The following is a 24,821-nucleotide window of genomic DNA, read 5'->3' on the forward strand; positions in this document are numbered from 1 at the left end:
CTAACCACTAAGCCAGAAATATTCGATTTCATATGATCGGGTACTTAACTCAGTTCAGACTCAGCTTTGGCTATCGCCTCAAACTCTTCTTCAGGCGCCTTAGCCACCAAGTGATGACGGCTATAGAAAGCAAAGTACGCAATCATGATGGCGTAGAATACTGCAGACCAAAAGGCGGCTTCTTTACTCACCACAAAGGTTGCAATAAAAGCGACAATGGACAACAAGAAAGCAATGCCAGACGTCAATGTGCCACCAGGTGTTTTATAAGGACGTTCCAGATCAGGTTCCTTCACTCGCAGAATGATGTGCGACAAAGTCATCATGGCATAAGAGATGGTGGCACCAAATACCGCCATGGTAATCAGCAGATCACCTTCACCGGTCAATGAAAGCAGGAACCCAATAATCCCGGGAATAACCAATGCCATGGCTGGCACCTTGCGTTCACCGGTTTTGGACAGAAAACGTGGCAAATAACCGGCACGGGACAAGGCAAACACCTGACGGGAATAGGCATAAATAATGGAGAAGAAAGAAGCAATCAGACCGGCAAGACCAATTAGATTCACAAATGTGGCGGCTGTGGAGTCTTCTCCATACACATGCTGCAGCGCGCCCACTAATGGCGCAGCATGGTCTTTCATAAGATTTGCACCCGCACCACCCGGCGCCAGTACCAACACTGAACCACCAAACACCAACAGAACCAACATGGCGGTGATGATGCCTTTAGGCATATCTTTTTTAGGGTCACCCGCTTCTTCCGCTGCCAGTGGTACACCTTCCACAGCCAGGAATAACCAGATAGCAAAAGGAATCGCAGCCCAGATGCCTATATACCCTTCAGGCAGGAAAGACGATGCGCCTGCAGCCTCTGTATTTACGGCAATATCAAACAGGTTAGTGCTATCAAAGGCAGGAATCATTCCGACAATAAAGACGACAATAGCCAATGAAGCCAACGCCGTAATCACCATCATAATCTTTAATGCTTCGCCGGCACCCCAAAGGTGAATACCCACAAACATGGCATAGAAAGCAAGGTAAACCAGCGGACCATCCAGCCCCACCAGCTCAGACACATAGCCGCCTATAAAGACGGCAATAGCCGCAGGTGCAATAGCGTATTCAAGGAGAATCGCAGTACCCGTCAAGTAGCCACCCCAGGGTCCAAGTGCACGACGGGCATAGGAGTAGCCGCCACCCGCCGTCGGCAATGATGCAGAAAGCTCTGCAAGGGAAAGCACCATGAACATATACATGATGGCCATGGCAATGGTTGCCAGAAGCATTCCGCCAAAGCCACCTTGTTCAAGGCCGAAGTTCCAGCCGGCAAAATCGCCGGAGATCACGTACGACACCCCCAGGCCTGCTAATAATATCCAGCCAGCGGCGCCTTTTTTCAGCTGTCGTTGTTTCAGGTAATCGTCCGAGACTTTTTCGTACCCGACTGAACTGTTATTGACCGGTGGTCTTCCTGTTTCCAGCATCAGTGACTCCGTTTTATTGTTATGGTTTGTGGCCCATACTGCTCGGCACTGATTCAGCGAAATATGCTTAGATCAAAGTGTAAAAGCCCCATCACGAGGCAACAATCATCTTCACAAACTCTGAAGTCGTACTATTAGCAAAACTAATACCACTATTTCTGAATGCTGATTTTTGCATCCAGCCATGGCATCCATTGGATCAACTCAGGCACAATTTTATCTTTCAGAATTGCACGACTGTTGACAGCCATCTCCTCGGGAATAGTCCATAAGTCATAGCTGCGACTAACCAGTGTCAGTTCACGAAAATCATCTGGCGCTGGCAGTGGGTGGACATCTACCAGTCCATTTATCCATTGCCGGCACTGATAGAGACAGAGCGGCGTGGTGATTGCCCAGCACAGCCCGGTAGAAACCATGTTGACTATGGCTGCGGTATTATCCAGCTGCAGTTTTCTTGGTAATTCCAGCTGTAGCCGGGTTAGCTTATGGTTAATTGATTTACCAATGAGCGAGTGAACCGGATAGCGGGCAAAGTCCAGTTGGCTTGCTAACGACATAATCAAGTCATCACCGCCTTTAAAGCCAGCGGGGCACACCATGATCAAAGGCTCTCTGAGAATCGGGTAACGTTTGAGTTCATTGCCATCAAACACCTGATCATCTGAAATAATAATATCCACATCATGTGATAAAAGACTTTGGGCGTGAATGTGTGAAAGCCCTGTGCTGATAAACCATTCAGCAGTTTGATTTTTTAATAATTCCGTCAGCGGCTTACCAATAGCCGTCACCAGAGAGTCCACCATGGCAATTCTTGCTCGATCAATATGCTGAACCTGCCCTGTTTTAACGCTTCTGCTTAATTGGCGAGCATGATCCAGTATTCGGATACTCCGGTCGTAAAAAAAACGACCATCAGGGGTTAGTTGAATAGGCCTGACAGCCCGGTCAATGAGTTGTGCCTCTAGCGTTTCTTCAATATTTGCCAACGTCTGAGATATTGCGGATTGACTGATATCAAGGCGCTGCGCCGCCGCTGTCATGGTGCCGCTTTTCACCACCTCAACAAAGACCTCAAGAGAGCGCAAATCAAAACCAAATGGGTAAGACATAAATCCAGTCACGTATTTTTAAAATTATTTTTATTCGACGTTTACAGTCTATTGAATAGCAATCAATGGATTAAAGCCATTGACCTGAGTGGTAAAGGGTGAAATATTTCTGTAACAAAATTTCATAACAATAGCGAAGAATAACAACAAACCTCAAAGGGGCGCACCATGTTAAAAACAATGAAAGGTCTACTGGCCTTATCGGTATCAGCCGCTGCCATGATATCTGCCAGCGCACAGGCGGAAGAACTTCGCCTTTTAACCTGGGCCGGCTATGCACCTCAGGAAGTGATTGATCAGTTCGAGCAGGAAACCGGTATTACCGTCAAGGTAACCAAATCCAACAATGAAGACATGATTTCCAAACTGCGTGCCACCCGTGGTGCCGGTTATGACCTGGTTCAGCCTAGTCAGGATCGGGTGACCGGCGCTCAAAAAGAGTACCGTATTTATAAGCCTATGGATCTCAGCCAGCTGAACGCTGAACAGTTTATTCCTTCCATGCTTGCTGCCACCAAAACCAACACAACCATTAATGGTGACGTTTATAGTGTGCCACACATTTGGGGAACCAGCGGCCTGATCGCGGGTGTTTCAGAAAGCAAAAACGCTTACAGCTTTAATGATCTTTGCTCCGATGATTATAAGGGCAAGGTCTCCTATCGTCTGAAGCGCCCAACGCTGATTGGCTTTGCTTTTGCCATGGGTGAAGATCCTTTTGCCGCGTATACCGATGAAAAAAAATACGCAGAAATTCTGGGCAAGGTTGAACAAAAGCTCATCGACTGCAAAGACAATGTGAAAGCCTATTGGAGTGGCGGCGATGCCCTGATCAACCTGCTGCGGAGCGGTGAAGTCACTCTGGCCATGGGCTGGGATGCCGGCGGCTGGAAGCTGCACAAAGAAACGGGCAACATCAACTTCGTGCCACCGGAGTCTGGCGCTCTGGGCTGGATCGATACTTTTGCCCTGCCAGCTAAAGGCAAGAATGATGAAGCAGCTTATAAATGGATTAACTTCGTAATGCAGCCAGAAATTGCAGCGAAGATCACCGAAGCTGCAGGTAATTTTACCGCTTCCGCCGGTGCTGAAGAGTTTGTTAACGATGAACTCAGCAACAGTTATAAAATCAGTTATAACCAAAGCAGCCTGGACAACATCAAGTGGTATCCGCCAGTGCCAGCTGGGCTTGAAATCATTGAGGGTAAAACCCTGGATCGAATTAAAGCTGCACAATAAATACACATAACAAATACACATAATGCTGAACCCACCGGCTATTCGTGGCTGGTGGCACCTCTGATTCTGGATGTACCCCCATGACTTTCGACCTTGAATGCCGCAATGTTTCCAAACAGTTTGGTGACTTTCAGGCAGTAAACGACATCTCTCTTGAAATTCCTGCTGGCTCATTTTTTTCCATACTTGGCCCTTCCGGCTGCGGCAAAACAACCCTATTGCGAATGCTTGCGGGTTTCTCTGAGCCTGATCAGGGAGAGATTCTCATCAAAGGGAAAAAGATGGCGGGTATTCCTCCTAATAAACGCCCGGTAAACATGGTTTTCCAGCACCTTGCTTTGTTCCCCATGATGAATATTGGGGAAAACATTGCCTATGGCTTGAAGCGCAACAAAGTGCCAAAGCAGGAAAGAGACAAGAAAGTTGCTGATGTGCTGGAGCGTATCGACTTACCGGGGATTGAAAATAAATCCGTTCATCAACTGTCCGGCGGACAAAAGCAACGAGTAGCCATTGCCCGCTGTCTGGTTCTGGAACCTGATGTGCTGCTATTGGATGAACCTCTGGGCGCTTTGGACCTAAAACTTCGGGAGCAAATGAAAGTAGAGCTTAAAAAACTGCAGCAGGCGTTTGGCACCACTTTTATTTACATCACCCATGATCAATCAGAAGCCATGGTGATGTCTGATCAGGTTGCTGTTATGAACCATGGTCGTTTTGAGCAGGTAGGTTCACCGCAGTCTCTCTACTATCAACCAAATACGGCATTTGTCGCCGGATTTGTCGGCAACAACAATCGCATTGAAGGCGTCGTTGAATCCATCGTGGGTGAAACGGCCATCATTCGTTCGGACGCTGGTCAACAATTCAAAACCACGTTCCCTGAAGCCACATTGCACTCTGGTCAACAAGTTCACCTGTATATCCGGCCAGAAGCCATTCATATTCGCAGAGATCAAAACGTCACCTCGGAGAACCATATCAATGGTCGAGTCGAAAGCATTCTATTTGATGGTGGCAACAGTCAGGTGCTGGTAAAAGATACAGAGTCTTCCCAGGAACTTACCGTCTCTCTTCCTCAGACCCGGGAGTTTAATGACCTGACAGCGGGAGAAATGATTTCTTTATCCTGGGACATACGACAGAGCAATGTTTTTTCAGCCAATAACAAGAGTGAGCCCTGATTATGAATGGGAAAAAGCTCTCTTTTTATCTGTTATTAATGCCATTGCTACTCACTCTGGCGCTGCTGATTCTGCTTCCACAGCTGGATATGTTGGGTATTTCTCTGCGGGAGCGAGTGAGTTACGGCGTTTATGAATTCAGCCTGCTCCATTACCAGGCATTTTTCACAGAGCCGCTCTACTGGAATACGTTTGTTCGTACTGCCGTAATGTCGATTCTAGCCACCGCATTAACATTGTTAATTTCATTTCCAGTTGCCTGGTACATCGCCAAAATCGCCCAGGGGAAAAACAAGAATCTGATGTTTCTGGCCTGCCTGATTCCTTTTTGGGTCAGTGAATTGGTACGCACCTACGGCTGGATGATTTTGCTGCGGGAAAGCGGCGTAATCAGTGGTTTTCTGCAATGGGCAGGGCTTGCGGATGCTCCTGTTGAAATGCTGTACAACGACATCACCGTAATGACCGGCCTCGTCTATACCTCCATGCTCTTTATGGTGGTTCCGCTGGTCAGCACTCTGGAAGGCATGGACGACAGCCTGGTAGAAGCCGCCTACGATTTAGGCGGAAATCACTTTACCGTGTTGCGTACAGTGATTGTGCCTTATGCGGTGCCTGGCATTGTTTCCGGCTGCATTGTCGTCTTTATGTTGACGCTGGGTAATTATCTGACGCCGACGCTTCTGGGCGGAAAGGACAGCCTCTGGTTCACGGAGCAAATCTTCACTCAGTTTATTACTCGTTTTAACTGGGAACAGGGCGCAGCGTTTGGCGTATTGCTTCTTTGCCTCTCGTCGTTGATTGTCTGGCTCGGCCTGAAACTCAGTAAGCAATCCTTTAAACAAGCCATGACCAGCGATGCCTGAGGAGTAAATCATGATACCAAGCATTCCCCAGAGCAGAGCTTTTCAAAAGACGTATGCCGTTTATGTTGGCCTGTTTTTTCTGTTCCTGTTAGCACCACTGGTGGTGGTTGCTGTTTTCTCACTGAACGACAGCTTATTTCCTTCGTTACCCTGGGAAGGCTTTACGCTGGACTGGTATTTTGCCGATGACCGCGAGCGAAGAGGCTTATTCCATGACGGCGCATTACTGGAAAGTATTGTCACCAGTTTGGTTATTGCCGTTTTTGTGGCTTTGCTGGCAGTGGCTCTGGCCATTACCAACGCATTGCTGTTTGAGCGTTATCATTTTAAAGGCAAACAATTTCTTTATAGTTTGATGTTACTGCCGCTGGTGATTCCCGGCGTTATTCTGGGTATATCAATTCTGTCGTTCAGTAGTGGTATTGCCAATACCATAGAAGACAGTTATGGCCTTGATCTCGAGTTTCTTCGCCCGGGCTTGCCATTAATCGTGCTTGGGCAGTTTGCCTTCATCAGCACCATGGCAACGCTGGTGATTTCGGCACGTCTTAGAAAGCTGGATACAGAGATGGAAGAAGCGGCGTTGAATCTTGGCGCAAGCCGTTTGGATGTATTCAGAACCATCACTCTGCCCTGGTTGAAACCCGCAGTGATTGGTTCAGCCGTTGTGGCGTTTTTGATGTCTTTCGAGAATTTTAATACCACACTGATTCTTGCAGGCAGTGATTCGCCCTTAACCATAACGCTGTTTGATCGAATGCGGGAAGGTTCAACACCGGTACTCAATGCTGTTTCAACGCTATTGATGCTGGGGTCCGGCATGCTTGCGCTTATCAGTATTTTTATTCAGCGGAAGTAGCACAGCCATTTGGAATGATTACCCATATTTTTAGTCAGATCTGGGTAATCATCTGAAACCTTTGAGGTTTTTCGCATTCTAATTAGCTGACATCCGCAACAGCACTGATGCCAGCCGAAGATTATTTCCCCATTTATATCAATATATTGGAGCTATCCCCGTTTTTACCTTGTGAAAATATTGAATTTTCCCACCTGAATAGAGTCAACAAGTATTATTACGCTTTCTTATAAATAACGCTGTGATACTATTTTTACGCAATCATTACCCACCGTCCGACACGCTTTCCTTCCTTTGCGTTTCAGGGCGGTTACCTTCAATGTACCAACGTACCGGTCTTGCGAATAAGGACATCCCACCGACAGTAGAGATTGCAGATAACAACTAAACGCGTGGACTCTCAAGTTTACGGAGAAGCTTCTGGCCTCGCCACTTTGACTGATACACACTTGAACGCAGTAAAGCAGGTAACACATGAGTCAAGCCAAACTATTATATCAACGAATGGCAGCAACCAGCCTTGTTCTAAGAATCCTGGTCGGTATTGTTCTGGGCACAACACTTGCCGTGGTCTCTCCTGACACAGCACAGTCTACGGCATTTCTGGGTTCCCTTTTTGTGGGCGCATTAAAAGCAGTCGCTCCGGTTCTGGTTTTTGTTCTGGTAGCGTCGTCTATCGCCAATCAAAAACTGAATCAGCAATCCAATATTCAACCGATTCTATTTCTGTACCTTTTTGGTACTGTGGCAGCCTCTTTTGTTGCGGTTTCCATGAGCTTTCTCTTCCCGGTTGAATTGGTTCTGGCAACCAATAGCGGTGGAGCGACACCTCCGGAAGGCATCATGCAGGTGCTTAACACCCTGCTGTTCCAGATTGTTCAGAACCCGGTAGAAGCCCTGCTGAATGGTAATTTTATTGGCATTTTGGCCTGGGCAATTGCGCTGGGCATGGCGCTTCGACACGGCAAAGATTCTACCCGGGACATCTTTCACGATGTGTCTACGGCTGTGTCGTCTATTGTGCGTGTTGTTATTCAGTTCGCACCGTTTGGTATTTTTGGGTTGGTCGCCAATACCATCGCACAAACCGGCTTCGGCGTTTTACTGGGCTATAGCAAACTGTTGATGGTTCTGATCAGCAGTATGCTAATCGTTGGTTTTGTGATGAATCCTCTGATCGTATTCTTGAAGATTCGCAAGAACCCATACCCACTGGTACTTCGCTGTATGCGTGAAAGTGGGGTAACCGCCTTTTTCACTCGCAGTTCTGCTGCCAACATCCCGGTCAATATGCAGCTTTGCAAAAAGCTTGATCTGCATGAGGATACTTATTCCGTATCTATTCCTTTGGGTGCCACCATTAACATGGCGGGGGCGGCCATTACCATTACGGTTATGACTTTGGCTGCTGCACACACACTGGGTATTTCTGTGGATTTGGGCACGGCCTTGCTTCTGAGTATTGTGGCTGCTGTTTCCGCCTGCGGTGCTTCCGGTGTTGCCGGTGGTTCACTGCTATTGATCCCACTGGCTTGCAGTCTGTTCGGTATCCCTAATGATGTGGCCATGCAGGTAGTCGCGGTTGGCTTTATCATCGGCGTCGTTCAGGACTCTCTGGAAACCGCTTTAAACAGCTCAACCGATGTCGTGTTTACCGCTGCAGCGTGTATGGCTGCAGAGCCAGAAGCCACCTCTGATGTTGCAAGCAAAAATAACACCGCAGAATTAAATTGAAATCAGAGGTAAGCCAGAACGGCTTACCTTGTTAATTGAAAGCGAACTGCCAATTATTGATTCAGTGCATCATCAAAGAAGCGACTGATCAAATAAGCAGATTTCGCTTTATCCGCCTGCCACGCCCGGGTGTGCTCACCGCCCGGAATTTCCCAATACAGTTTTGGTTCTGCTGCTGCCGCATACAGCGCACGACCATGTTCCACCGATACCGTCTTATCTGCCGTGCCGTGAATAATCATGACTGGTCTGGGAGATATGGAGGCAATCACATTTTCGGGTGTTCTTGAATCTTCAAAGCCTCCGCGCAGGCGATAAAAGAACCGGACCACTTTTGAAAACTGCTCAACCAAAGGAATCCCGTAATCTTCCCGCCCTCTTTCCTGGATGATGCCGTCCAGCGATTTAAAACCGGAATCAAACCAGCCCGCATCAATATCCGGATTATCAGCCATGGCAAGAATACTCGTCGTTGCCCCCATGGAGTACCCGACAATGCCCACTTTATCCATACCCAGCTCTTTCAATCTTGCAACCGCGGCATCAACATCCTGCTGCTCAAGATAACCCATGGTGTTATAAGACGATTGACTAGTACCAGAATTACGAAGGTCTATGAGCAGCATCGGAAAACCTGCTTTATGCAGGGCGATAGCGTCCCGAAGACCTTCATGTCGGGTTGCTCCACGACCATGAATTAACACAATTCCAGCCTTTTCATTCGCACCGGGAATAAACCAGCCATCCAGTGCTAAACCATCCTCAGTGGTGAGTTCAACATCGGTGTACTCAAGCCCGACCTGAGCTGGCGACTCGCAAAACACATAATGTTCTTCATTACAGGGGTACAAACCTGGATGAAGTAATTGTGAGGAAAAATACCATGCTGCTGAAAGCACAATGACAGGGAAAAGAACAAGAAGAGTGATAGCTGTACGCTTTATTATTTTTATCATAGCTGACGCCACAGTCGCTCGCTGAATTCATGAATTGTAAGTAGTTGTGCACTCATCATATGTTAGGATGCAGAAAAATACAGCCAACCGTGGTGGTTAATAATGATTACTCAATTTCTGAAAGACGTCTGGGGTATGCACTGGGCACCAAAGCTGATTCTCACACTGGTGGTTTTGAAGACGGTTGCCGTCATGATTAGAGAAGCACAAATCCTGTAGATGTCCATTGTCGCTTTAAGGTATAGTCACCGAAGTGATGATGATTCTCATTTAAGGTTTATATGCGTAAAGAAGTTGCACCCATTGAAGGTTCTGAGCTGGAAGCGATTGCTGAAAGTTGTCAGCAATTAATCAACAACCACAAAACACTGACACTCTCGACACTGTCTTCAGAAGGCAAGCCTGAAATCAGTTATACACCCTATGTTCGTGGTAAAGATGGGACGTTCTACATTTTCATTAGTGAGCTGGCACACCACACACCCAATCTGTTGGCAAATCCGGTTTGCTCTATTTTCTTTGCAGCACCTGAGTCCGAAACCCGGAATCTATTTGCCCGTGAACGTGCGTTCCTGGGATGTGATGTGGAAGAACTGCCGCGAGGTTCAGAGACTTGCGACCGGCTGATTGATCAGTTTCAGGAAAAATTTGGCAACACAGTTGAAGTATTAAGAAACCTTCCTGACTTTCACCTGTTTGCTCTGACACCTCAAAGTGGGCAGTACACCATTGGTTTTGGCAAGGCCTTTAAAATCAACACCGATGGCTCATTAACTCATATCGTTATTGATAAAAAGTAATCAGCCTTTCTGAATACAAAGAACGTTAGTCGTTTAGTGATTCAACTCTAAACAACAGCGTTCTCTTTCTCGACTCGCCAAAGACATAAGCTAATGACTCTGCAAAGCTCAACAGGTCTTCCCGCTTATCAAACTCTATGGGTAGCGTAACCAGAGAAGACTCTCTTTGTGGCGAACCAAAGTGCGAGAGGTAAACCAATGTATTGGTCATCTTTCCATCACTTTCTACAGCTTGTAGTTCTGCACCCAACAACAGGTAGTAACGGCTATTACCGGCAACCGTCACAAAATACTGAAAGTCATCGTTGGTGATTTCCGACACCGATGGAAGGTTACTGATATCACTGAACTCCACCAACCTCCAGTTGCCATCCGATAACACAGCATTATCCCAAGCGTTTTCACTGTAGGCGCGCATCACACCCAGTGATATCAACTTTATGCCATACATGCCCTGATAGGCTGCACCTAAAGCATCAATCAGGTAACCCTGCGATGGTGAGTCCGGCGCCACAACTTCCGGCCTAAGGTAATTACCGACCGAAGTACCTGCATCCCAAAGCGCCAGCGCAGCCAATGGTCCTAACAGGCCATAAGCGACACCGTATTGATAATAACCAAGCAACGCACCGGGCGTATGGGAAGCCATTCTGGACAACACATCCAGCATCAGATATTTCATCTGTTTAGGGTTATCCATATCCTGGGCAAAACCACCCATTGGACTTTTTTCCATATAGGGGCACAATTGCCTGATTGTGTTGTCTATAGATTCACGGCCTCCGGCTTTACTTGCCTGACTTCCAGCCAAGAAGAAGAGGCGCAAGCAAAACAGTTAGCAACACGGGAAGACACCATCGTTTTTTCAGGCTTAACATCGTTCATGCCCCACGGGTATATGAAGAAGCCTAATTCTAGGAGCCTGTCGGACTTACCACTGACCTACTGCGAAAAAGCCGGATTTGGCCATTTTTTATGCTCCTTTTCGTTGAATAGCTCGCTATTCGCCTCAAATGAGCATAAAAACTGACTCAAACCGGACTTTTTCTCGCTACGGTCGGCTAAGTCCGACAGGCTCCTAGCCAACAATTTCAAAACCGAGGTTTGGGTGACAATGGAATCCAGAGATATCCACTTTATGGCCAGAGCCATCATGCTGGCTCGCCGGGGCTGGTATACGACAATGCCCAACCCTCGCGTAGGCTGTGTCATTGTGGATTCAAAGGGAGTCATCGTTGGAGAAGGTTGGCACGAACGGGCGGGGGAGCCCCACGCTGAAGTGTATGCCTTGCGTATGGCCGGAGAAAAAGCCAATGGGGCAACAGCTTACGTGACGTTGGAACCCTGCAGCCATTATGGCCGCACCCCGCCCTGTGCTGAAGCATTAATATCCGCGGGCGTTTCCAGAGTGGTTGCCGCTATGGAGGATTCGAACCCCGTGGTGGCCGGTCGTGGTTTACGAATGCTTCAGCAAGCCGGGATTGAAACGCTCTCTGGTGTTTTGAAGAACGAAGCCCGCTCATTAAATGAAGGCTTCTTTAAACGGATGGCCACCGGTAAACCCTTCGTTCGCATCAAGCTGGCAATGAGCCTGGATGGCAGAACGGCCATGGCCAGTGGAGAGTCCCAATGGATTACCGGGCCAAAGGCAAGAAGTGACGTTCAGAAGATGAGAGCGCAAAGTGGTGCGATTATCACAGGCGTTGGCTCAATTTTGCAGGATAACTCTTCTCTGACGGTTCGCGCTGAAGAGCTGGGTCTTGATAATGCCGACACCGTTGCCCAGCGACAACCTTTACGCGTGATCATTGATTCGCAGCTGAAGACACCGGTTGATGCCAAAGTGATTGCAGGTACCGGCCATTGTCTGATTGCGACTACAGAGCAGCATGACCCGGAACAAAAACAGGCGCTTGAGCAGGCTGGAGCGGAAGTGTTTGTATTTCCCAGTCAGCAAGGCCATGTTGACCTTAACGCTGTTTTGGAGGAGCTGGGTAACAGAGAATGCAACGACGTTCTGGTGGAAACCGGTGCTAAGTTGGCCGGCAGTTTTGTTCGCCAGAACCTTGTGGATGAACTGGTTGTCTTTATGGCGCCCATCTTAATGGGTTCTAATGCCAGACCTCTGTTTGAGCTGCCATTTGATACCATGTCCGAAAAAGTGGAACTATCGATCAGCGATATCCGAGCCATTGGCGATGACTGGAGAATCACAGCGCAACCAAAATCTCGATAAAACGATGCCAATAAAACTGGAAACGGATAGAATAGCGCCCAAATAGTTGTGGGTAGTCAGTACCTCGCACTAAAACATATTGTGACAGGCTCAGAATAGCGGCATTTTCATAATAAAATGTTCTTAATCCGCATCTGACACTCCGAAAACCGGATTCCAGAGGGACATTATGCAGCTCAACTCCATCGAAGAAATTATTGAGGACATTCGTCTTGGTAAGCCGGTTATCCTGATGGATGATGAAGACCGGGAAAACGAAGGCGACCTGATCATTGCTGCAGAGAAAATCACCCCGGAAATTGTTAATTTCATGACCCGTGAGGCTCGTGGTCTGCTTTGCCTGACACTGACTGGCGACCGTTGTGACTTTCTTGGCCTCAATCAGATGGTAGGTGCCGCAGGCAACAATTCTGGCTACGGCACACCGTTTACCGTTTCCATCGAAGCCGCTGAAGGTGTGACCACGGGGATTTCTGCCCAAGATCGAGCCAAAACTATTTTGACCGCCGTTAACCCTATGTCCCGTCAGGAAGATATTGTTCAACCCGGGCATATTTTTCCGCTGCGCGCTCGCCCTGGTGGTGTGCTCAGCCGTGCCGGACATACAGAAGCCGGTTGCGATCTGGCGCGTCTTGCTGGCCTGAATCCAGCAGCAGCCATTATCGAGATTATGAATGAAGACGGTTCCATGTCTCGTCGCCCTGATCTCGAACTCTTCGCTGAGAAGCACGATCTGAAAATTGGCACCATTGCTGACTTGATTCACTACCGTATTCTCAACGAAAAAACCGTTGAGAAAATTGAGCAGCGACTGCTCAATACCGACTTTGGCCAGTTTGATCTGCATATTTATCAAGACAACATTGCCAACTGCAAACACATTGCCTTGAGCAAAGGCTATATCACACCGGATAATCCCGCATTAGTGCGAGTCCATGCCATGGAGCCGATTCGTGATCTTCTGGCGGCACAGGGTGATGGTCGTGCCAGCTGGTCTTTACACAATGCGCTGGCCAAGGTGGCGGAAGAAGGTTCTGGTGTTGTCGTCCTACTGGATTCTGATGAACATCAGGCGTTGGGCACTGCTTTGGAACGTTTCTTCGATGACAGCAGTGACCGCAGCGACGGTATGTCGCGAGCTTATCAAACTACGGGGACCGGCTCGCAGATCCTGCGGGATCTGGGGGTGGGTAAGATGCGACTACTAAGCTCTCCCATCAAGTTTGCTGCACTTTCCGGCTTTGATCTGGAAGTGGTTGAATATCTGCCTTACGGCGATTAACAAGAAAACAGCAGACAAAATAAACAGGCGATGGCTGATCGTGTAAACTAATGTCTACAAAATCAAGTCATCGCCTTTTTGTACTTTTTGTATTAACAATTACCACCTGAAAGAAGCATCGGAACACCGCACTTCAATTGCGCTGCTAACGAATTGGTTACAACGCTGTCTCAGGTTATCCTGTTGGGCTGCCCTGAAAATAGGCTTATACCAATGGCGTTTTTAAATTGTGGAGCGAGGAAGTTATTTTGGGCAACTGGGCAAGGCGAAGCGACGAGTCATAGCCATAGCTATGGCGAGGAACTTCAACGCAGATCCAATCGTTCAAAATAGCTCCGCAGGCCATAATTTAAAAACAGAATTGGTTTTACACGCTTAACAGGCTCCGAAACACCATTGCAGAATCTGGAGGCTTGAGGTGAGCACCTCGCCAATGAATACTCAACAAGGTCAGGGCAACGTCTCTAAGAGCGACCCAAAGAACAGTCAAAAGCCAGCAAATCGTCCTAGCCCTTCTGCTCGCAGAAGAGCCAGACAACTGGCGCTTCAGGCTCTGTACCAGTGGCAAATGGCCAAAGCGCCGCTGAGCCAGATTGAATCACAGTATCGTGCTGACAACGATTTAACCAAAGTGGATGATGGCTATTTCAGTGCGATCCTTCACGGCGTGCCCGCTCAGGTTTCTCAGCTGGATGAAGCCATGGCGGCTGTACTTGATCGCCCATTGACGCAACTGGACCCGGTAGAACTGGCCGCACTGCGCATTGGCTGTTTCGAGCTGGTCAATCGCAAAGATGTCCCTTACCGGGTCGTGATTAACGAAGCCATTGAGCTGGTTAAGCGTTTTGGTGCCCAGGACTCTCATCGTTATATTAATGGCATTCTGGACAAGCTGGCGCCACGCTTGCGTGCAGAAGAAGTAAAAGCGTATCGTAAAAAGTAACCAGGGACTTAAAGAGAGCAAGAGGGAACATGGCTGTTGGCGAGTTTGAACTGATACAAAAGTACTTTGCCCGCTCGGAATTAACAGCTCCAGAGGGCAAGACGTCTCCGATCGCCCTCGGTATTGGAGATGACTGTGCATTGCTGGATATCCCTGCCGGCATGCAACTGGCTCAGTCCATGGACACCTTGGTCGAAGGTGTTCATTTTCCTAAAAATGCCCCTCCCTTTGCCCTTGGTTATCGCGCCCTGGCCGTCAATCTCAGCGACTTGGCAGCCATGGGCGCCGAGCCCCACAGTTTTACACTTGGCCTGACACTTCCTGAGGTTTCTCCAGAGTGGCTTGCCTCCTTTTCCGATGGCCTTGCCTGCCTTGCCAAACAATTTAAAATCGCTCTAATTGGTGGCGATACGACCCGCGGCCCACTGACGATCACAATCCAGGCTCAAGGATTGATTCCCACTGGCAAAGCGATGCTGCGCAGCAGAGCACAACCCGGCGATCTGATTTGCGTTACGGGCACACTGGGCGATGCCGCTGGCGCATTGCCCGACGTATTAAAAGGCGAATGCCCTGAATCCGCCAGCAACATCCATGTCAGACAATTATTGAATCGTTACTGGTATCCCACTCCCAGGATTCTTGAAGGACAGTGGCTTCGTCGCAAAGGCGCAACCGCCGCACTGGATATCTCCGATGGCATTCTGGGTGACCTTCGCCATATTCTGAAAGCCAGTGATGTGGGCGCTGAAATCGACCCGAGCCTGGCGCCTATGTCACCAGCACTGAAACGCACACTCCATCCGGCAGCAGCGCTTAAAACGGCACTGACTGGCGGCGATGATTATGAACTCTGTTTTACTGTCCCCCGTGATCTGGCAATGACACTGCCACCGGAAATAAACGACGATTGCAAAATAACCTGCATCGGTCAGGTAACTTCTGAATCTGGAGCGCTTCGAGACTCCCGTGGCAGCCTGATCACCGCCAAAGCCTATACGCACTTTTAACAAGGCACGATGTTATGACGCCCCAGGAAACCTGTTGGAAAAACCCGATACACCTGCTGGCCTTTGGCTTCGGCAGCGGCCTTGCACCTAAGGCGCCGGGTACCTTTGGCACCATTGCCGCCATTCCCTTTTACCTCTTGTTAATTCAACTGGATTTCATACCTTACCTTGCTGTTGTTGCCGTTGCGTCTCTCATTGGTTTCTGGATCTGCGGGCGCACCGCAAAGGATTTGGGCGTTCACGATCACCCCGCTATCGTCTGGGATGAGTTCTGTGGTTTCTGGATTACCATGATCGCAGCCCCTGCTGGCTGGATGTGGATCGCTCTCGGCTTTGTGTTGTTCCGGATTTTTGATATCTGGAAACCCTGGCCCATTGGCTGGCTGGATAAAAAAGTGCATGGCGGAGTCGGTATTATGATTGACGATATCATTGCCGGTGTATTCGCAATGGTTGTCTTACAGGGAATTTATCGTATTATCGTCGTATAAAATTCCGGAACAAGAATAAACACTATGCGTTTGCTACTACTTTTGCTTTCCATCATGGTCACGACGCACACTTTTGCCAGTGACGTCAGCGTCGTCGCTCTGTTCTCCAACAAAGCCATGGTCATGATTGATGGGCGGAAGCATGTTCTGTCCGTTGGTGGCCGGGCAGTGTCCGGAGTTAAGCTGTTGGATGCCAACAGCACCAGTGCAACACTGGAGTTTAACGGGCAGATTCAAACTCTGGAGCTGAGCCGGGATATGAGCGGCGGTATTCAACAACCGGAAACAGCCTCCGTCAGCATCAGCCGGAATAATATTGGCCAGTACATCACTCAGGCGCGTATCAATAATCACGGCATGGATGTTTTGGTGGACACAGGTGCCAATTCTGTAGCGATAAATTCCATGGATGCCGAGCGACTGGGTATCGATTACAAATCCGGCGATCGCATTACGGTAGAAACGGCCAGCAGCCTTACCAATGGCTACCGGGTCATTTTAAATAGCATCACTATTGGTAATATTCGCGTTCCCCACGTCGATGCAACGGTCATCGAGGGTAACTTCCCAGACACCGTATTGTTGGGTATGAGTTTTCTCAAACACGTAAAACTCACCGAACACCGCGGCATCATGAAGATTGAATCTAATTATTAAACCCCATCGGACACGGTAGTTATCAGTAAATTGATACTTTATTACCATACTCGCTAGAAATAGCGCAGGCTGATACAATCCGTTCACGAATTACGAAAGGAGCAGTGAGTGTCTGTTAGCTTTGTTGCAGAGTCTCGCTTACCCACGCCCTACGGCGAATTCATCATGCATGGCTTCGAAGAAAGTGGTACGGGCAAGGAGCATCTGGCATTAACCATGGGTGATGTCAGCCAGGGGGAACCAGTACTGGCGAGAGTGCACTCCGAGTGCCTTACCGGTGACGCATTGTTCAGTATGCGCTGTGACTGCGGGCCACAGCTTCAGGCAGCATTGGAAAAAATCGCTGAGGAAGGCCGTGGTGTTCTTCTGTATCTTCGCCAGGAAGGCCGAGGCATCGGCTTACTGAATAAGGTTCGGGCGTACCACCTTCAGGATCAGGGTCGCGACACCGTTCAGGCCAATGAAGAACTCGGCTTTGAGCCAGACCAACGCCGGTACGACATGTGTAAAACCATGCTGGATCATCTGGGTGTTTCAAGTCTGAAACTGATGACGAATAATCCAAAGAAGGTCGATTCTTTGACCGAGCTGGGAATTGAGGTTGTTGAACGAATTCCTCACCAGACGGGCCAGAACCCTCATAACCAAAAATATCTAGAAACCAAAGTCTGGAAGTTGGGTCATATGTACAATATGGCTTAGGTTATTAAATGACTAAAAAAACGGGAGCTTCAAGCTCCCATTTTTTTATTTACTAATAGCGGGAAGATAGTTCTTTTTTATGTTGATGGATTTAACGATAGTTCGATCCAAACGGTCACGAACCGATTTGATAATCCCGTCTTTATCCAGGCCACACTGAGTCAGCTGATCCTGGTGGCTTGCTGCTTCAATATATATATCGGGAATACCAAGATTCAGTATGGGGACGTTAATTTCCTGCTGCTGCAGAAATTCCAATACCCCGGAACCCGCACCACCGGCAATACAGCCTTCTTCGACTGTCACCAGAAGCTCATGATGAGCGGCCAATTCACGAATAAGTGATTCATCCAACGGTTTGACAAAACGCATACTGACAACCGTCGCATCAAGCACCTCACCCGCTTCTAATGCATTGCCAAGCACGGTACCAAACACCAGTATTGCCACACGATTACCCTGACGGCGAACCTCACCTTTTCCGATAGGCAATGGCTCAAGGTCAGTGCCGATGACAGCTCCCGGGCCAGTGCCCCTTGGATATCTCACCGAGGCCGGACCGCTAAACTGATAACCCGTAGAGAGAAGTCGCCGAGTTTCATTTTCATCACCTGGTGTCATCACGACCATACCGGGAACGCAGCGTAAAAACGCGATGTCATAACAGCCGCCATGGGTAGGGCCATCTTCACCCACCATACCACCACGATCGATAGCAAAGAGTACATCGAGTTTTTGTACGGCCACGTCATGAATCAGCTGGTCATAAGCCCGTTGCAGGAATGTTGAGTAAATAGCCACGACAGGCTTCAAGCCTTCACAGGCCATGCCTGCAGCAACGGTCACAGCATGTTGCTCCGCAATCGCCACATCGAAGTAACGTTCCGGAAAGTGATCCGCGAAACGAATCAGATCGGAACCTTCTTTCATGGCTGGAGTAATTCCCATCAGGCGATCATCTGCCGCCGCCATATCGTAGAGCCATTGACCAAACACATTTGCATACTTGGGCTTTTTCACCGCAACAGCGGGCGCCGGTTTAATCGTTTGCGGCTCAAGTTTGGTAATCGCATGATAGCCAATAGGATCCTGCTCAGCCGGATCAAACCCTTTGCCTTTCTGGGTGACCACATGGAGAAATTGTGGCCCTTCCATATCCCGCATATTTCTCAAGGTATGGATCAGCATTGGCAAATCATGACCATTAACCGGCCCGATGTAATTGAAGCCCATTTCTTCAAACAGGGTTCCCGGAATCACCATGCCTTTAACATGTTCTTCCGTACGGCGAGCCAGCTCCCAGGCCTTGGGAATCACGTTCAGTACTTTTTTACTGCCTTCCCGAATGTGATGGTAAGTCCGGCTAGACAACACTTTTGCCAGATAGTTCGAAAGACCGCCCACACTTTTGGAGATAGACATATCATTATCATTCAATATGACCAGCATATTGGCTTTCACATCCGCAGCGTGATTCAGAGCTTCGTATGCCATGCCCGCGGTCAGGGCGCCATCACCAATCACCGCAACCGTGCGACGCTGCTCACCTTTCGCTCGGGCGGCAATGGCCATGCCCAGTGCAGCGCTGATCGATGTACTGGAATGCCCTACGCCAAAGGTATCGTATTCGCTCTCTTCTCGCTTCGGAAAAGCGGCAAGGCCATCTTTCTGACGAAGTGAAGGCATAGCTTCCCGGCGACCAGTGAGAATTTTATGGGGATAAGCCTGATGCCCAACATCCCAGACCAACCGGTCTTCCGGTGTGTTAAACAGGTAATGCAGAGCAACGGTCAACTCGACCACGCCAAGTCCTGCACCAAAGTGCCCGCCGCTCTGTCCTACGGAATACAGAAGGAAAGCTCTTAGCTCACAAGCCAGCTGAGGCAAGAGTGACTCATCGAGTCTTCGGAGTTGCTCCGGATGGTCAACCTGATCCAGCAATGGGGTATCAGGCCGTATCTTAGGTATTTCGTGAAACATGTGCTCGTAATCGTCCGGGCCGGGCTGCAGAAATCATTCTACATGGAGAATGGTACATCTAACACAGCAGCTAAAGCATCTAACACAGCAGCCAAAGCATCTCGCAATCTTTAACCAGCCCAGTACTTCCTGTTAATTTGACTGAATAGCGGATTGTCCCAGAAGCGAATCAGTAGCTTCTTCGAACAATGTAATCGGCAATCTGCCTTAGAAAATCAGCTTCTTCCCCGAATTCAGACAGGGCGCCGACAGCACGATTGTGCAATTCCTGCGCATAGGACTTTGCCTGATCAAGACCCATTAGGGAAACATAGGTTGGTTTATCCAAAGCGATATCGGCCCCTTGATGTTTACCCAGCGTCACAGTGTCTGATATCACATCCAGAATGTCATCCTGAACCTGAAAAGCGAGGCCAATAGCTTGTGCATAGTACTCTAGTGCGTCCAGCATTTCCTGCTCATGACATCCACCACTCAAAGCCCCCATGTGTACACTGGCTCTGATTAACGCGCCGGTTTTATGGGAATGCATCAGCTCCAGTTGCTGACGATCAAGAATCTGCCCAGTGGCGTACTGATCCATCGCCTGACCACCTGCCATGCCTTCAAGACCCGAAGCCCTGCTTAAGGATCTTACCAGCTTAAGACGAATTGATTCGGTCAGATGGCTTTGCGAATGAAGATCAGGGTTGCTTAAGACGTCGAAGGCCAGACTTTGCAGCGTGTCTCCCACCAAAATGGCGGTGGCTTCATCATAGGCTCGATGACAGGTTGGTTTCCCCCGGCGCAGATCGTCATTATCCATGGCTGGCAGGTCATCATGAACCAGAGAATAGGCGTGGACAAATTCAACCGCACTGGCAGCAGGGTCAGCCTGCTCCATGGAACCGCCAACTGCACAACAAGACGCGTATACAAGAATCGGCCGGATGCGTTTACCACCATTAAACAGGCTGTAATCCATCGCCTCCAGTAACCTTGGACTGACCGGACTGTGCCGTGGCAATGTGGCAGACAATACTGCATCCACCCTTGTACGACACTGGTCAATATAATCAGTCAGAGAAAGCAGTACCGCTTCGGCCATCTCTATTCTTCTCCAACCGGGGTATTAAAAGGCTCTGAGGTCATTTCACCATTATGCTCTAGCAACTTATGAACTTTCTGTTCCGCATCGGACAGTGCTTTCTGACAATCACGGGTCAGGCGCACACCTTGTTCAAAAGCCTTCAGGGATTCTTCAAGGCTCATATCACCGGATTCCATTTTCTGAACCAGCGATTCCAGTTCAGCCAGCGACTGCTCAAAAGCAAATCCTTGAGTTTCCGATGCGTTCTTGGACATGAAGAAGCCTGCAAATGGGTAAGAAAGCGTATTATCCCGCTGGGTTGCTATGAAAGCAATATTCAAGGTCGCCTGATGAAAACTCGCTGGCTTTTGGCTATACACTTCAGAACAAAATCCAGAACAAAATCCAGAACAAAATCCAGAACAAAATCCAGAACAAAATCCAGAACAAAATCCAGAACAAAACAAAAGCCGCTTAAATTAAGCGGCTTTTGTTAAAGGGCAGAGCTGGATTGAAAGGCGGACTGAAAGACTACGCGCCAGCGGCTGGCTTCTTTCCTTCAGAGCTATCGGCTACAGATGAAGGCCCGGAACTGTGTTCAGTCCAGACGTCAGCATCTATTGTTTTATCCAGGAATGGGAATTTTCGACGATTGAATACCGGAGTTATACCCGCGTCAATCTGTTCATCAAAGTCCTTCAATATCTGGGAAACAATGCCAGACAATACCAGAATAGCCACCAGGTTGATCAATGCCATGACACCCATGGAAGCATCAGCGAATGCCCATACAGCTGGCAAGTTACTGGTAGCACCCCAGATGACCATCGCCAGAACACCAACACGGTAAGCATTAACCAACCAGCGATTATCAAAAATGAAGCGCAGGTTGGATTCACCGTAGTAATAGTTAGCAATGATTGAGCTGAAGGCAAACAGCAAGATTGCCATGGCCACAAGGTGTTTGCCAATAGGACCAATTTGACTGACCAGCGCCATCTGAGTCAGTTCAATACCCGTAACGGTTGAACCATCCAGAGCTCCAGACATCAAGATAATCGAAGCGGTGGCAGTACACACGATCATGGTATCCATGAATACGCCCAGCATCCCCATCAGACCTTGGCTAGCAGGATGGTTGGAGTGTGCAGTTGCTGCCGCATTCGGCGCACTGCCCATACCGGCTTCATTGGAGAACAAGCCACGCTTGATACCCTGTTGCATTGCCTGGGAAACCATGTAACCCACACCACCGCCAGCAGCGGTTTCAAGACCAAAAGCACTCTTGAAGATCAGAGTAAATACGGCAGGCAGCTCACTGATATTCATAAACACAACAACCAGAGCAATACCCAGATAGCCAAACGCCATAATCGGCACGATCATCTCAGCTACTTTCGCAATAGAGCGAATGCCACCGAAGATAACCAATGCACTCAGCATCGCCAGACCAATACCAATGGCTTCTGCGGGAATTCCATAGCCCGTGAATGCCGCAGCAATTGAGTTGGATTGCACACTGTTAAACGCAAAGCCAAAAGCAATAATCAAGGAAATGGAGAAGATAATGCCTAACCAGCGTTGACCCAGAGCCTTTTCGATATAATAGGCCGGACCACCACGGTAGGTGCCATCACCATTATTGGTTTTATAAAGCTGCGCCAGAATATTTTCCGCAAGGCTGGTAGACATACCCAACAAAGCGATGACCCACATCCAAAACACAGCCCCAGGACCGCCCATGGTAATAGCCACAGCAACACCGGCCATATTACCTGTACCAATACGGGCAGCGAGGCTGGTACAAAATGCCTGGAATGGGGATACGTGAGTTGAACACTCAGTCGCCCGACTGCCCAGCATTGCCTTCATCGCCAAAGAAAAACGGCGAAACTGCACAAACCGGGTTTTTACGGTGAAAAGAAGACCTGCTCCCAACAGCAGATACATCAGAATGCTGCCCCACAGCAACCCGTTGATCGAATCAATAATGGCGTTCATACGTTTCCCGGCACATGTTGTAATGTAGATTCTTATTTGAAAGCGGCATTTATAGCATTAGGAAATAAACCCTACATAGTGAGTATTTCCACCTAAGAAGCTTCAAATCCTGAGAATCCTTCCTGATTTTATTTGATAATTGACCTGCAAACCTCGGACACTCTATATCATGCTTGTATTACTATGTAGACAGGCTGGATAGTTCCATTAACCCTAGGAGGCTGTCCGAGAATATTTATTATTTCGAAATAAGATAATAGCAGACAATTAAATTACTAAAACAACGCAACAAACAATCACCTGTAGAAACCAACAAATCGTCAATCAATCCTTTGATCATCTATCAAAGAATAACGAATTACCCTTATGAAATCTGGTAAAGCGCCACCTATCTATCTATGATTGCATTCAATTAGAATAAGCATGGATATAACTGAAAGTTAGCTTATGCCAATTATTTCATTTCTCCTTGGGGTGCTGGTGACATGGCTGATCATGTCTGGATTGCTCGCTCAGGGTTTTGCTCTCCTCGTCCGTATCTGGTGGCCTTCCGCCAGCCGTGAACGTGAATTGAAAGTGGATCAGTGGCTGCTGAATAATACTTCGGAGCCTTCTTCATCCTGGAACCTTCTGGGTTACTGGAAAGACACTTCACAATATCGTCAGGCCTGCTCTGAAATGGCCGGCCTGCTTGCGGATAAAAGCTGCATATCCAGTCAGGACAGTGTTCTGGATATTGGCTTCACCAGCCATGACCAGCTGAGAATCTGGTTGGATTATTATCAGGTTAACCAGCTGACTGCCATATCCAGCGAAGAGCACCAGATCGTCAATGCACTTGAGGCCTGCGGCCAGTTTAGCAACCTCAAGCTTCTCCGCGGCAGCGAAACCTCTCTGGATCAAATGCCAGCAGGCAGTATTGATAAGTTACTTGCTTTGGATTGCGTGTACCGCTTTAAAAAACGGCAGGTCTTCTTTTCCCATGCCCGAAATGTGATCCGCCCAGAAGGCACACTGGCATTTACTGACATGGTACTTTCCCGCCCTTTCCGCGATCGCCGCGAACAGCGCCTAATAAACTTTTTTGGTCGTATATCTGGTGTGATGACTGAAGACATGCCGGTGAAAGAGAATTATCAAAACATTCTTAATCAGCAGGGTTTTGAGCAAGTTGACATCATGGACATCACTGACGACGTGCTATCCGGTTTTTGCTTCTGGTTCGGTCAACACTATCAAGAACTTTCTTCTTTGACGCGTTCCAAAATGTGGATAAGGCTCACTCTGAAAACCTGGTTCATCCGCTGGATGCTCCATCGTCAACAGTTAAAATACATAACCATTGTCGCGCGTTAAGTTTATCCACAACTTCTGTGGATAAACTTGTGATAACGCGAGGGATAGTTTTCAAAATCCACTTAAAACGGCTCTTCAAATACAACTGGTTACTTTTTGACCACCCGAATAACCAGATGTAACCGTTGTCCGTTGTCCGTTGTCCGTTGTCCGTAAAAGTCTTGCTGCTTGTAGTTTTACGGAAAACACTTCTCGAAGCAGTGAAGTTATTCCTTAACTTGACTGCTTTTTCACCGCCAACACACGGATCTGCTTGATGATTACCCGATCTCGGGTAATGATGAAATCGCTACTCTGGGTATACAGCTTAATTTCTGCATCCACCGCTTCCCGAAGCTTCACCCGACCGGCAGCTTTGCCTTGCAGGTTAATTCGTGTTGCGCCGGATTTAATAATTTCCAAATAGCGTTCCATGGTCGTAAAGAAACGAAGCGCGATAGAAATAATATTTTCAGGCAATAATCCGCCCTCTGCCATATCTTTATGAATACCAATTTTCAATGGTCTGGGATGAGAAACGTTGAATGCTTCCGGCCAGAGAATACGTACTAAACGAAGCGCTTCCGTATTCATCACATCGTTTTCAGGGCGGCTCTCCAGTCTGGCGAGAATAACCCGGGCTTCTTCAGGAAGTTCAACCACACCAGCTGTCGGAGAAAGGCTCTCTTCAGCGCTCAACTGGTTATTATCCTGCGGGTCCTTCTGATCGGAATGGTTACTGTTTGCTGTTGTCATTAACTGCCGTGCCTAACTCAACTAAAAAACGATCTCCACCCGCTATTGGGAGAGGTCGCCCTATAATGACGGATTAAAGGCATACGTAAAAGTGAAATTTGTTAGTAGAACGT

23 protein-coding genes are annotated in these 24,821 nt (G+C 48.3%); 14 read left to right on the forward strand and 9 right to left on the reverse strand.

The window, feature by feature from the left end; translation table 11 throughout:
• Positions 1-44: 44 nt before the first annotated feature.
• Positions 45-1,493, reverse strand: a complete 1,449-nt coding sequence (gene eat / locus Q1B11_RS05235) for an ethanolamine permease (RefSeq protein WP_299728669.1) — start codon at positions 1,491-1,493, stop codon at positions 45-47.
• Positions 1,494-1,645: 152 nt separating this feature from the next.
• Positions 1,646-2,608, reverse strand: coding sequence for a LysR family transcriptional regulator (locus tag Q1B11_RS05240; protein WP_299728671.1), 963 nt, complete (start codon positions 2,606-2,608; stop codon positions 1,646-1,648).
• A 168-nt stretch (positions 2,609-2,776) separates the two neighbouring features.
• Here Q1B11_RS05240 and Q1B11_RS05245 point away from each other — a divergent pair, with 168 nt between their 5' ends.
• The 5 genes from Q1B11_RS05245 to sstT all read left to right on the forward strand — a co-directional run bounded on the left by Q1B11_RS05245 (position 2,777) and on the right by sstT (position 8,490).
• Positions 2,777-3,847, forward strand: coding sequence for an extracellular solute-binding protein (locus Q1B11_RS05245; protein WP_299728673.1), 1,071 nt, complete (start codon positions 2,777-2,779; stop codon positions 3,845-3,847).
• Between the two features lie 80 nt (positions 3,848-3,927).
• Positions 3,928-5,031, forward strand: coding sequence for an ABC transporter ATP-binding protein (locus Q1B11_RS05250; RefSeq protein WP_299728675.1), 1,104 nt, complete (start codon positions 3,928-3,930; stop codon positions 5,029-5,031).
• Positions 5,032-5,033: 2 nt separating this feature from the next.
• Entirely contained in the window at positions 5,034-5,897 is an 864-nt protein-coding gene (locus Q1B11_RS05255; RefSeq protein WP_299728677.1) for an ABC transporter permease, read from the forward strand.
• Positions 5,898-5,907: 10 nt separating this feature from the next.
• Positions 5,908-6,756, forward strand: a complete 849-nt coding sequence (locus Q1B11_RS05260) for an ABC transporter permease (RefSeq protein ID WP_067514890.1) — start codon at positions 5,908-5,910, stop codon at positions 6,754-6,756.
• A gap of 474 nt (positions 6,757-7,230) precedes the next feature.
• Positions 7,231-8,490: a serine/threonine transporter SstT gene (gene sstT, locus Q1B11_RS05265; RefSeq protein ID WP_299728680.1), complete on the forward strand. Its 1,260-nt coding sequence runs from the start codon at positions 7,231-7,233 to the stop codon at positions 8,488-8,490.
• A gap of 53 nt (positions 8,491-8,543) precedes the next feature.
• On the opposite strand, the gene Q1B11_RS05270 is transcribed toward sstT, so the two are convergent.
• Positions 8,544-9,446, reverse strand: coding sequence for an alpha/beta fold hydrolase (locus tag Q1B11_RS05270; RefSeq protein ID WP_299728681.1), 903 nt, complete (start codon positions 9,444-9,446; stop codon positions 8,544-8,546).
• Positions 9,447-9,727: 281 nt separating this feature from the next.
• Here Q1B11_RS05270 and Q1B11_RS05275 point away from each other — a divergent pair, with 281 nt between their 5' ends.
• Positions 9,728-10,246, forward strand: a complete 519-nt coding sequence (locus Q1B11_RS05275; protein ID WP_299728683.1) for a pyridoxamine 5'-phosphate oxidase family protein — start codon at positions 9,728-9,730, stop codon at positions 10,244-10,246.
• A 25-nt stretch (positions 10,247-10,271) separates the two neighbouring features.
• On the opposite strand, the gene Q1B11_RS05280 is transcribed toward Q1B11_RS05275, so the two are convergent.
• Complete coding sequence (locus Q1B11_RS05280; RefSeq protein ID WP_299728685.1) at positions 10,272-10,982, reverse strand: hypothetical protein; 711 nt, start codon at positions 10,980-10,982, stop codon at positions 10,272-10,274.
• Between the two features lie 378 nt (positions 10,983-11,360).
• On the opposite strand from Q1B11_RS05280, the gene ribD reads away from it, so the two are divergent.
• The 7 genes from ribD to ribA all read left to right on the forward strand — a co-directional run bounded on the left by ribD (position 11,361) and on the right by ribA (position 17,567).
• Positions 11,361-12,482, forward strand: a complete 1,122-nt coding sequence (ribD, locus tag Q1B11_RS05285) for a bifunctional diaminohydroxyphosphoribosylaminopyrimidine deaminase/5-amino-6-(5-phosphoribosylamino)uracil reductase RibD (RefSeq protein ID WP_299728687.1) — start codon at positions 11,361-11,363, stop codon at positions 12,480-12,482.
• 169 nt (positions 12,483-12,651) lie between these two features.
• Positions 12,652-13,764, forward strand: coding sequence for a bifunctional 3,4-dihydroxy-2-butanone-4-phosphate synthase/GTP cyclohydrolase II (gene ribBA / locus Q1B11_RS05290; RefSeq protein WP_299728689.1), 1,113 nt, complete (start codon positions 12,652-12,654; stop codon positions 13,762-13,764).
• Positions 13,765-14,182: 418 nt separating this feature from the next.
• Positions 14,183-14,707 carry a transcription antitermination factor NusB gene (gene nusB, locus Q1B11_RS05295; RefSeq protein WP_299728691.1) on the forward strand — a complete coding sequence of 175 codons (525 nt, stop codon included), beginning with the start codon at positions 14,183-14,185 and terminating at the stop codon, positions 14,705-14,707.
• A gap of 29 nt (positions 14,708-14,736) precedes the next feature.
• Positions 14,737-15,717: a thiamine-phosphate kinase gene (thiL, locus tag Q1B11_RS05300; protein WP_299728693.1), complete on the forward strand. Its 981-nt coding sequence runs from the start codon at positions 14,737-14,739 to the stop codon at positions 15,715-15,717.
• Between the two features lie 14 nt (positions 15,718-15,731).
• Entirely contained in the window at positions 15,732-16,208 is a 477-nt protein-coding gene (locus tag Q1B11_RS05305) for a phosphatidylglycerophosphatase A (RefSeq protein ID WP_067514904.1), read from the forward strand.
• Positions 16,209-16,232: 24 nt separating this feature from the next.
• On the forward strand, positions 16,233-16,865 hold the full coding sequence (locus Q1B11_RS05310) for a TIGR02281 family clan AA aspartic protease (RefSeq protein ID WP_299728698.1): 633 nt from the start codon (positions 16,233-16,235) through the stop codon (positions 16,863-16,865).
• A 108-nt stretch (positions 16,866-16,973) separates the two neighbouring features.
• Positions 16,974-17,567 (forward strand): GTP cyclohydrolase II, encoded by a 594-nt coding sequence (gene ribA, locus Q1B11_RS05315; protein WP_299728700.1) that lies wholly within the window; start codon positions 16,974-16,976, stop codon positions 17,565-17,567.
• 45 nt (positions 17,568-17,612) lie between these two features.
• Here the strand turns inward: ribA and dxs are convergent, their stop codons facing one another.
• From dxs to Q1B11_RS05335, 4 genes are all read right to left on the reverse strand, one after another.
• On the reverse strand, positions 17,613-19,547 hold the full coding sequence (gene dxs, locus Q1B11_RS05320; protein WP_299728702.1) for a 1-deoxy-D-xylulose-5-phosphate synthase: 1,935 nt from the start codon (positions 19,545-19,547) through the stop codon (positions 17,613-17,615).
• Between the two features lie 169 nt (positions 19,548-19,716).
• Positions 19,717-20,634 (reverse strand): farnesyl diphosphate synthase, encoded by a 918-nt coding sequence (locus Q1B11_RS05325; protein ID WP_299728704.1) that lies wholly within the window; start codon positions 20,632-20,634, stop codon positions 19,717-19,719.
• A gap of 2 nt (positions 20,635-20,636) precedes the next feature.
• On the reverse strand, positions 20,637-20,891 hold the full coding sequence (locus tag Q1B11_RS05330) for an exodeoxyribonuclease VII small subunit (RefSeq protein WP_299728706.1): 255 nt from the start codon (positions 20,889-20,891) through the stop codon (positions 20,637-20,639).
• A gap of 256 nt (positions 20,892-21,147) precedes the next feature.
• On the reverse strand, positions 21,148-22,617 hold the full coding sequence (locus Q1B11_RS05335; RefSeq protein WP_299728708.1) for a sodium:alanine symporter family protein: 1,470 nt from the start codon (positions 22,615-22,617) through the stop codon (positions 21,148-21,150).
• A gap of 447 nt (positions 22,618-23,064) precedes the next feature.
• Between Q1B11_RS05335 and Q1B11_RS05340 the strand changes: the two genes are divergently transcribed.
• A complete protein-coding gene (locus Q1B11_RS05340) occupies positions 23,065-23,973 on the forward strand; it encodes a methyltransferase domain-containing protein (protein WP_299728711.1) in 909 nt (302 codons plus the stop codon).
• 213 nt (positions 23,974-24,186) lie between these two features.
• Here Q1B11_RS05340 and Q1B11_RS05345 read toward each other — a convergent pair whose 3' ends face one another.
• Positions 24,187-24,708 (reverse strand): ProQ/FINO family protein, encoded by a 522-nt coding sequence (locus tag Q1B11_RS05345; protein ID WP_299728713.1) that lies wholly within the window; start codon positions 24,706-24,708, stop codon positions 24,187-24,189.
• Positions 24,709-24,821 lie beyond the last annotated feature (113 nt).

This window comes from uncultured Endozoicomonas sp. (assembly GCF_947495845.1).
In the GTDB taxonomy this organism is placed as follows: Bacteria; Pseudomonadota; Gammaproteobacteria; order Pseudomonadales; family Endozoicomonadaceae; genus Endozoicomonas.